The sequence below is a fragment of the Cellulomonas hominis genome (assembly GCF_014201095.1).
Classification (GTDB): domain Bacteria; phylum Actinomycetota; class Actinomycetes; order Actinomycetales; family Cellulomonadaceae; genus Cellulomonas; species Cellulomonas hominis.
Genome location: NZ_JACHDN010000001.1, coordinates 1,351,402 through 1,360,576, shown reverse-complemented (window position 1 = coordinate 1,360,576; position 9,175 = coordinate 1,351,402). Strand labels below are relative to the sequence as shown.

Annotated in this window: 7 protein-coding genes; 3 read left to right on the top strand and 4 right to left on the bottom strand. The window is 75.5% G+C overall.

Going from position 1 to position 9,175, the window contains the following annotated elements; translation table 11 throughout:
* Nucleotides 1-4: 4 nt before the first annotated feature.
* On the bottom strand, nucleotides 5-1,444 hold the full coding sequence (locus tag HNR08_RS06480; RefSeq protein ID WP_146840389.1) for an NAD-dependent malic enzyme: 1,440 nt from the start codon (nucleotides 1,442-1,444) through the stop codon (nucleotides 5-7).
* 145 nt (nucleotides 1,445-1,589) lie between these two features.
* Between HNR08_RS06480 and HNR08_RS06475 the strand changes: the two genes are divergently transcribed.
* Nucleotides 1,590-2,441: a Fic family protein gene (locus tag HNR08_RS06475; RefSeq protein ID WP_276509382.1), complete on the top strand. Its 852-nt coding sequence runs from the start codon at nucleotides 1,590-1,592 to the stop codon at nucleotides 2,439-2,441.
* Between the two features lie 14 nt (nucleotides 2,442-2,455).
* Here the strand turns inward: HNR08_RS06475 and HNR08_RS06470 are convergent, their stop codons facing one another.
* The 3 genes from HNR08_RS06470 to HNR08_RS06460 form a co-directional block, all read right to left on the bottom strand.
* Nucleotides 2,456-4,045, bottom strand: coding sequence for a class I adenylate-forming enzyme family protein (locus HNR08_RS06470; protein ID WP_146840388.1), 1,590 nt, complete (start codon nucleotides 4,043-4,045; stop codon nucleotides 2,456-2,458).
* A 71-nt stretch (nucleotides 4,046-4,116) separates the two neighbouring features.
* A complete protein-coding gene (locus tag HNR08_RS06465; RefSeq protein WP_146840387.1) occupies nucleotides 4,117-5,394 on the bottom strand; it encodes an L-lactate MFS transporter in 1,278 nt (425 codons plus the stop codon).
* Nucleotides 5,395-5,461: 67 nt separating this feature from the next.
* Nucleotides 5,462-7,018, bottom strand: coding sequence for an acyl CoA:acetate/3-ketoacid CoA transferase (locus tag HNR08_RS06460; RefSeq protein WP_146840386.1), 1,557 nt, complete (start codon nucleotides 7,016-7,018; stop codon nucleotides 5,462-5,464).
* A gap of 191 nt (nucleotides 7,019-7,209) precedes the next feature.
* Between HNR08_RS06460 and HNR08_RS06455 the strand changes: the two genes are divergently transcribed.
* Both HNR08_RS06455 and HNR08_RS06450 read left to right on the top strand, forming a co-directional pair.
* Complete coding sequence (locus tag HNR08_RS06455; protein WP_146840385.1) at nucleotides 7,210-8,352, top strand: acyl-CoA dehydrogenase family protein; 1,143 nt, start codon at nucleotides 7,210-7,212, stop codon at nucleotides 8,350-8,352.
* 46 nt (nucleotides 8,353-8,398) lie between these two features.
* Entirely contained in the window at nucleotides 8,399-9,175 is a 777-nt protein-coding gene (locus HNR08_RS06450) for an electron transfer flavoprotein subunit beta/FixA family protein (RefSeq protein ID WP_146840384.1), read from the top strand.

The following is a 9,175-nucleotide window of genomic DNA, read 5'->3' as shown; positions in this document are numbered from 1 at the left end:
GCCCTCAGACCCCCGGGACGGGGACCACCGCGACGGCCCCGGTGTCCGGGTGCGGGTCGCCCGCCCCGGCGACGTGCGCGACCGCGGCCGCCACCGTCGCGGCGACGTCCGGGTGGAACACGCTGGGGATGATGTACGCCGGGTTCAGCTCGTCGTCGCCGACCACCGAGGCCAGCGCCCGGGCGGCCGCGAGCAGCATGTCGTCGGTGATGACGTGCGACCGCGCGTCGAGCAGGCCGCGGAACACCCCGGGGAACGCCAGCACGTTGTTGATCTGGTTCGCGACGTCGCTGCGGCCCGTGCCGACGACCGCGGCGTGCCGTGCGGCGACGACCGGGTCCACCTCCGGCCGGGGGTTCGCCAGCGCGAACACGATCGCGCCCGGTGCCATGCCGGCGACGTCCTCCTCGGTGACGATGTTCGGCGCGCTCACCCCGACGAACACGTCCGCCCCCGCCAGGGCGCCGCCCAGCGGGCCCGTCACGCCGCGCGGGTTGGTGTGCGCGGCGATCCACGCCAGCTCCGGCGACTCCAGCGGGCGGCCGGCGTGCACGATGCCGTCGATGTCCGCGACCACCACGTCCCGGACCCCGGCCGCGAGCAGCAGCTTCAGCACGGCGGTCCCGGCCGCGCCCGCGCCGGACAGCACCAGCCGCACGTCCTCGATCCGCTTGCCGACCACCTTGAGCGCGTTGGTCAGCGCGGCCGTCACGACGATCGCCGTCCCGTGCTGGTCGTCGTGGAACACCGGGATGTCCAGGCGCTCCCGCAGCCGCCGCTCGACCTCGAAGCACCGGGGTGCCGAGATGTCCTCCAGGTTGATCCCCGCGAACACGGGCGCGACCCGGACCACGGTCTCCACGATCTCGTCGACGTCCGTGGTGTCCAGGGCCAGCGGGAACGCGTCGATGCCCGCGAACCGCTTGAAGAGGGCCGCCTTGCCCTCCATCACCGGCAGCGCCGCCAGCGGCCCGATGTCGCCGAGCCCGAGGACCGCCGTGCCGTCCGTGACGACCGCGATGGTGTTCCGCTTGATGGTCAGCCGGCGGGCGTCGTCCGGCCGGGCCGCGATCGCCTCGCACACCCGCGCGACGCCCGGCGTGTACGCCATCGAGAGGTCGTCGCGGTTGCGCAGCGGCACCTTCGACTCGATCGAGAGCTTGCCGCCGAGGTGCATGAGGAAGGTCCGGTCGCTGACCCGCTCGACGTCCACCCCGGGCAGCGCGCCCAGCGCCGCGACGATCTGCACGGCGTGCTCCTCGCCGCTGGTCGCGCAGGTGACGTCCACGGTGATCCGCTCGTGCCCCGAGGCGGTGACGTCGAGCGCCGTGACGATGCCGCCGGTCTGCTCGATCGCGGACGTCAGCTCGGACACGGCGGTCGGCCGGGCCTCGACGTGCAGGCGGGCGGTGATGGACGACGAGACGCTCGGGGTGGAGACCATGGGGCCAGTGTGGCGCGGATCACGTCGGGACGCCCGCAGCGTCCGGCGGCGACGCGGAGTGGACGGTTTGAACCGACACGCGTGCGGCGTGTCCGCTCGGACCTTCCACTCCGGCGTCGTCGGCCCGGCTCGTAGGGTGGCCCGCGTGACCGCCGACCCCCTCGCCCCGCTGCTCGACCTGCCCGGCGTGGGCGACGCCGTCGACCGGGCGCGGGCCGCGTGCGAGGAGCTGCGCTGGCACGAGGCGTTCCGCCGCCGGTGGCGCGAGGTGCGCGCGGAGGCGGACCTGCGGGCCGCCCGGGCGAGCGCCGCCGCGGACGGCGCGCGGGTGCCGCTGGACGCGCTGCGGGCGGTCGCCACCGGTTCGCCGGCGCCGGGCGGAGCGGACGCCGACCTCGCGGCGGGTGCCCTGCGGGCCACCGTGCTCGCCGGGCGCTGGCGGCCGGACCTCGGCGCGCGCTCGGCCCCCGCGCTCCCGCCGCTGGGCCAGGTGCTCGCCCGGCTGCACACCGCCGCCGCCGCGGGCCGGACCCCGGACGAGGACCTGGGCCGGGTGCGCGGCGCGGGGGTGGCGCCCGGGGACCTCGGCGGCCTCGGCCCGGCACCGGGCGGCGCGGAGGCGGCCGCGCGGCTCGCCCTGCTGACGCGGACGGTCGAGGCCACCCGCGCGCCCGCCCTGCTGGTCGCGGCCGTCGTGCACGGCGAGGTGCTCGCGCTGCGCCCGTTCGTCGCGGGCAACGGCGTGGTGGCGCGGGCGGCGGCGCGGCTGCTGCTGGCCGCGCGCGGGCTGGACCCGACCGGCGCGGTCCTGCCCGAGGCGGCGTGGGCCGCGGCGCTGCCGCCGTACCTGGCGGGCGCGGCGCGGTTCGCCACCGGGACCCCGGACGGGGTGGCCGCGTGGGTGGCGGGGTACGCCGACGCGGTCGTGGCCGGCGCGGGCGAGGCCCGGGCGGTCGCGGACGCGGTGCTGGCGGGGCGGCTGACGCCGGCGGGCTGAGGCCCGGCCCGGCCTCAGGCGTCGGCGCCGAACCGCGCGTGCTCCGCCCCGGCGCCGGCCGCCAGCTCCCGCACCCCCGCCCGGTCGACCTTGCCCGTCCCGGTCGCGGGCAGCGCGTCGACCAGCACGAGCCGCCGCGGCAGCTTGTGCCGCCCGATGGTCCGGGCCGCGTACGTCCGGAGGTCGGTGAGGTCCGGCACGGTGCCGGGCGCCGGGACGACGACGGCCGCGACCGTCTCGCCCCAGACCTCGTCCGGGACGCCGACGACGGCGCACTGCCCGACGCCGGGGCAGCCGTCGAGCGCGGCCTCGACCTCGGCCGGGTGCACCTTCTCCCCACCGGTGTTGATGACGTCGCCGATCCGCCCGCGGATCCGGTAGGCGCCGTCGGCGTCCCGCACCGCGACGTCACCGGTGCGCAGCCAGCCCGGCTCGGGGAACGCCCGGGCGGTCGCCTCGGGGTCGCGCCAGTAGCCGGCGGTCACCTGCGGGCCGGACACCCAGAGCTCGCCCGGCTCCCCGGGACCCTCGACGTCGGCGCCGGTGCGCGGGTCGACCAGGCGCAGGCGGACGAACGCGAGCGGCTGCCCGACCGTCGTGCCCCGGTCCGCCACGCGGTCGCGCGGGACGCAGGTGCACGCGGGGGCGGTCTCGGTCATGCCCCAGGACTGCTGCAGCGGGACGCCGCGGTCGAGGAACCGCCGGAGCAGCCCGGCGGGGAGCGGGGCGCCGCCGACCAGCGCGGTGCGCAGGCTCGACAGGTCGGTCGCGTCGAACCACGGCGACCGGGCCAGCGCCGCGTACATGGCGGGCACGCCGAACAGCGACGTGACGCGGTGCCGGGCGACGTCGGCGAGGACGGCGTCGGCGTCGAAGGCCCGCCGGACCACGACGGTGCCGCCGGTGCCGAGCGTGCGCAGCGCGAGCCCGTTGAGCCCGCCGATGTGCGACATCGGCGCGACGGCGAGCGTCGTCCCGCCACGGCCCGTGCCGAAGGCCGCGTCCGCGCCGAGCGCGCTCCACCACAGGTTCGCGTGTGTGAGCCGCACCCCCTTCGGGCGGCCCGAGGACCCGGAGGTGAACAGCAGCAGGGCGGTGTCGTCGGGGCGGGCGCGGTGCCGCGCCGGGGCGCCCGGGTCGCCCGCCGCGAGCAGGGCCGACCACGGCTGCCAGCCGGGCCGGGGCTCGGGCGGGCCGGCCAGGGGGTCGTCGTCGACCTGGACCCGCAGGGCGCCGGCGGCGCCGGGCCAGGCGTCGGCGTCCGCGACGTGCGCGGGCTCGGCGACGACAGCCCGGGGCGCACACCGGTCGAGGAGCGCGGCGAGCTCCGCGGCCGAGGCGCGGAACCCGAGCGGCACCGCGACCGCCCGCAGCGACGCGCACGCGAGCAGCGTCTGGAGCAGCGACGCCCCGTTCCGCCCGACGTGGGCGACCCGGTCCCCGGGCGCGACCCCCGCGACCCCGAGGGCGTCCGCCAGCGCGCGCACCGTCGCCGCGAGCTCGCCCGCGCGCGTGACCGTCGTGCCGTACACCAGGCTCGGCGCGGCGGGGTCGTGCACCGCCACCTGCTCGAGCGCGGCGGCGGTGCTCAGGTCGACGGGCATCGGCTCCTCCGGTACGGGTCGGCCGGCCCGGCCCACGGGGGTGGGGGCCGGGCCGGCCGGGCTTGCGTGGACTAGCGCGCGGCCGCGGGCGCCGGCGCCGGTGCGGCGTCCGCCGCGGCGGTCATCCGCGCGAGGTGCGTGCGCTGGATCCCGCGGAACGCGGTGGCCAGGCCCACGCCGACCAGCGCGAGGACGATCGCGATGACGAACGGGACCGTGAAGTCGCCGCCGCGCTCCGCGGCCATGCCGGACGCGAGTCGCGGGGCGAAGAACGCGGACACCGAGTACGCGACGAACACCATGGCGTAGTTGACCCCCTGGTAGCGGGGGCCGAAGTTCGTCATGGTGAGCGCGGGGAACACGCCCATGACGCCGCCGAAGCAGAGCCCCAGGCCGATGATGCCGACCGCGAACCCGGCCGTCGAGGACACGAGCACGAGCACCAGCAGGCACAGGGCGACGACGCCGTAGATGATCGTCAGCGCGGTGGTGTAGCCGAGCCGGTCGGACACGGCCCCCCAGAGCACGCGGCCCAGGGCGTTGCAGGCGGAGTACACGGAGACGAACACGGCGGCGGTCGCGGCGGTCAGGCCGAACATGTTCTGCCCGATCGGCGACGCGTTGGACGCGATCATCAGGCCGGAGAACGCGCCGAACGCCATCATCACGAAGATCGCCCAGAACGCCGGGGTGGCCAGCGTGCGGCGCCACGGCACGGCGAGCGCCGGGCGGCCGGCGGGCGGCGTCCAGCCGGCGGGGACGAACCCGACCGGGGCGGCGCGCAGGAACAGCGAGGCGACGACGACCACGACGGCGTACGCGGCTCCCATCCAGACGAACGCGGACCGGACGCCCGGGCCGGCGATGATCGCGTTCGCGACCGGTGCGGCGATCACGGACGCGGCACCCATGCCGCCGGTGATGAGGCCGGCGGCCAGGCCGCGGCGGTCCGGGAACAGCTTCATCGTGTTGCCCAGGCAGCCGGAGTACGCCAGGCCCTGGCCCAGGCCGGCGAGCAGGCCGTAGGACAGGTAGAGCGCCGTCAGCGACGTGGCCGCGCCGGTCAGCGCGAACCCGGCGGCGAACATGAGGCCGCCGGTCAGCACCAGCCAGCGGGTCCAGCCCCGGTCGGTGAGGATGCCGCCGACGATCATCGGGATCGGGCCGACCGCGGCGTTGATGGTGAACGCCATCATCACCTGCGGCATGGTCCAGCCGTGGGCCTCGCTGAGCGGGCCGGCGAGCACGGAGAACGCGTAGATCGCACCCGTGCACATCAGCACGGCGACCGAGGACCAGAGGACGGCCCAGCGGTTGATCGAGGGGGTCGACGACGTCGTCGAGGTCATGGCGGTGGTGCCTTTCCGGCGAGAGGGGTGACGCGGGAGAGGTGGTGCGGGTGGTGCGGGAGGCGGGTCAGCCGACGAGGTCGGCGAGCCCGCCCCACTTCTCGGTGAACAGCCCGGCGGGCATGGTCCGCAGGTCGGGGGCGACGTCGGGCACGAAGTCCATGAGGTCGAGCACGTCGCGCTGCAGGTCGATCCCCGGCGCGATCTCGGTCACGGTCATCCGGCCGTCCCGCAGCTCGAGGACGGCGCGCTCGGTCACGTACCGCACGCGCTGGCCGGCCCGGGTCGCGACGGCGCCGGAGAAGGTGATCTGCTCGACGTCGGCGAGGAACTTGCGCGCCCGGCCCTCGGTGACGATCCGCAGCGTGCCGTCGACCACCTCGGTCTCCAGGCCGCCGGCGGTGAAGGTGCCGGCGAACACGAGCGTGCGGGCCGACTGCGAGATGTTGATGAACCCGCCGCAGCCCGCGACCCGGCTGCCGAACTTCGACACGTTGACGTTGCCGTGCGCGTCGGTCTGCGCGAGGCCGAGCACGGCGACGTCGAGGCCGCCGCCGTCGTAGAAGTCGAACTGCGCGTGGTGGTCGACCAGCGCCTCGGGGTTCCAGGCGTGGCCGAAGTCCTTGAGCCCGGCGGGCACGCCGCCGACCGCGCCGGCCTCGGTGGTCCCGAGGATGACGTCGCTGACGCCCTCCTCCGCGGTGACCGAGCCGACGTCGCACGGGATGCCGACGCCGAGGTTGAGGACCGCGCCGCGGCGCAGCTCCATGGCCGCGCGCCGGGCGATCACCTTGCGCTCGCCGAGCGGGATGGACGCGACGGACGACAGCGGGACGCGCAGCTGGCCGGAGAACGACGGGTTGTAGTGCGTGTTCTCGGTCTGGAAGTGGTTCTCCGGCTCGGAGACGACGAGGTAGTCGACCAGCAGGCCCGGGACCTTGACGTCGTTCGGGTCGAGCGAGCCGGCCTCGGCGACGGACTCGACCTGCGCGATGACGATGCCGCCCGAGTTGTGCACGGCCTGGGCGATCGGCAGGACCTCCATCTTGAGGCCCTCCTTGCTCAGGGTGAGGTTGCCGTGCGTGTCGGCGACGGTCCCGCGGATCAGGCCGACCTGGATCGGGAACGACGGGTAGAACAGCCACTCCTCGCCGGCGAGCTCGACGACCTGGACGTAGTCCTCGGTGGTGCACGCCGACATCCGCGCGCCCTCGACCCGCGGGTCGACGAAGGTGCCGAGCCCGACCTTGGTGATGACGCCGGGGCGGTGCGCGGCGATCTCCCGGTAGAGCTGGGTGATCACGCCCTGCGGGAGGTTGTACGCCTCGACCGCGTCCTCGGAGATGAGCTGCGCGAACGCGGGGGAGGCGATCGCGATGCCGCCCATCCAGCGCCGGACCAGGCCGCGGTGGCCCCAGTGGCTCATGCCCTTGTCGCGCCGGTTCCCGACGGCGCTCGCGTGCACGACGTGCAGGCCGTGCGGGGCGCCCGTGGCGAGGAAGCGGCGCTCGACGGCGGCCATCGTCTCCTCGTTGACGCAGGACAGGCCGAAGCCGGACAGGGCGACGGTGGCGCCGTCCGGGATCAGGGCGGCGGCTTCCTCGGCGGTGATGATCTGGGCCACGAGCGGACTCCTTCGTCGGCGGTGAACTGCTGCGCCGACTATTTCGGACTCGGACAGTCGGAAATTGGGACCATCGTCCCCGGACGGGCGCCGGAGGCCGCCGCACGATGGTGCAGCGCGGGCGACCACCGCCCCGCCCGCCCCGGTCGCGACGACGCGCGCCGGCGCCACCACCAGGAGGGTGCAGCACCATGGACTTCGGCCTGACGGACGAGCAGGAGCTCCTGCTCTCGAGCCTCGACGACCTGCTCGAGCGCGAGTGCCCCGAGTCGTACATCGCGGAGCTCGACGCGACGCACACGCCGCCGACGGCGTTCCGCAAGGCCCTGCACGAGGCCGGCTTCGCGTCGCTCGGCTTCCCCGAGGAGTACGGCGGCACCCCCGTCGACGCCACGACGCTCGTGCTGCTCGCCGCGCGGGTGGCCCGGCAGGGGCTGAACAACGGCTACGGCCTCGAGCTGCTGCAGGCGATGGACATCCTCGAGTTCGGCTCCGAGGAGCAGAAGCAGGAGATCCTCGGCCTGCTGGCCTCCGGCGACGTGCCGTTCGCGCTCGGGTTCACCGAGCCCGGCGCCGGCTCGGACAACGCCGCCATGGCGTGCACCGCGGTGCACCACGACGGCATGGTGACCTTCAACGGCACCAAGACGCTGATCACCAACGCCCTGCAGTCGAAGTACCTGCTGCTCATGGCGAAGGACCCGGCCGTCGCGAACCCGCGCGAGGCGATCTCGATGTACCTGGTGCCGATGGACGCGCCCGGCCTGTCGACGAACCGGCTGGAGAAGATCGTCTGGCACATCTCCGACTCCTGCGAGATCTTCCTCGACGACGTCACGCTGCCCGAGTCCTGCCTGGTCGGCGTCAAGGGCGCCGGCTTCAAGCAGCTCATGCGGAACTTCGAGATGGAGCGCCTCGTCATCGCCTCGCAGTGCTGGGGCCTGGCCGAGTGCGCCTACGAGGACGCCGCGACGTACGCCGCCCAGCGCGTGCAGTTCGGCAAGCCGATCGGCCAGTTCCAGCTGATCCAGCAGAAGCTCACGGACATGGCCATCAAGGTCGAGAACATGCGGAACTTCGTGCTGCGCACCGCCTGGATGCTCGACCAGGACGTCCCGCTGAAGAGCCAGGGCGCCATGTGCAAGCGGTACTGCGCGATGGCCGCGTTCGAGGTCGCCGACGAGGCGATGCAGGTGTTCGGCGGCGTCGGCGTCACGGTCGGCACCCGCGTCTCGCGCCTGTGGCGGGACATCCGCGGCCACCGGTTCGGCGGCGGCACCGACGAGATCATGGTGCACATCGCCGGCCGGCAGATCGTCAAGGACCACAGCTGAGCGCCCCGCGCCCCCAGCCCTGACCCCCCGCCCGGAGGAGAACCCCATGAAGATCGTCGTCGCCTGCAAGTGGGCGCCGAACCCCCAGGACGCCGAGGTGCGCCCGGACGGCACCGTCGACTGGAGCCGGTCCAAGAGCGCCGTCAGCGAGCACGACCCGGTCGCCTTCGAGGTGGCCCGCCGGCTCGCGGACGCCACCGGCGGCGAGGTCGTCGCCCTGTCCGTCGGGCCGGCCGCGGCCGACACCCCGCTGGCCCGCAAGGCGATGCTGTCCCGCGGCGCGGACCACCTGGTCCTCGTCGCCGACGACGCGCTGGCCGGGTCCGGCAGCACCGGGACGGCGGCGGCGCTCGCCGCGGCGGTCCGGTCGATCGGCGACGCGGACGTCGTGCTCACCGGGCCGGAGTCCGTCGACAACGGCGACCGGCAGGTGCCGATGACGCTGGCCGGGTTCCTCGGCTGGCCCGCCCTCGGCGGGGTCTGCGACGTGCAGGCCGCCGACGGCGGGCTCGTGGTCGAGCGCGCCACCGACCGCGGCGTGCAGGTGCTCGACGTGTCCGGCCCGGCCGTGCTCGCGGTCGCCGCCGACGCCGTCGTCCCGCGCGTCCCGGGGATGAAGGACATCCTCGGCGCCGCCAAGAAGCCCACCGACGTGCTGCCGCTCGCCGGCCTCGACGTGCCGGCGCCGGCAGCCGTCGCCGAGATCGTCGGCACCGCCCGGCCCGCGCCCAGCGCGCGCGGCCGGCACGTCATCACCACCGCCGACCCGGCCGCCGCGGCCGCCGAGCTGGTCGACGCCCTGCGCGCCGCCGGCGCGCTGTGA

Coding starts and splice junctions, on each gene's coding strand:
- HNR08_RS06480 (WP_146840389.1), bottom strand. CDS start 1,444: ATGGTCTCCACCCCGAGCGTCTCGTCGTCCATCACCGCCCGCCTGCAC.
- HNR08_RS06470 (WP_146840388.1), bottom strand. CDS start 4,045: ATGCCCGTCGACCTGAGCACCGCCGCCGCGCTCGAGCAGGTGGCGGTG.
- HNR08_RS06465 (WP_146840387.1), bottom strand. CDS start 5,394: ATGACCTCGACGACGTCGTCGACCCCCTCGATCAACCGCTGGGCCGTC.
- HNR08_RS06455 (WP_146840385.1), top strand. CDS start 7,210: ATGGACTTCGGCCTGACGGACGAGCAGGAGCTCCTGCTCTCGAGCCTC.
- HNR08_RS06450 (WP_146840384.1), top strand. CDS start 8,399: ATGAAGATCGTCGTCGCCTGCAAGTGGGCGCCGAACCCCCAGGACGCC.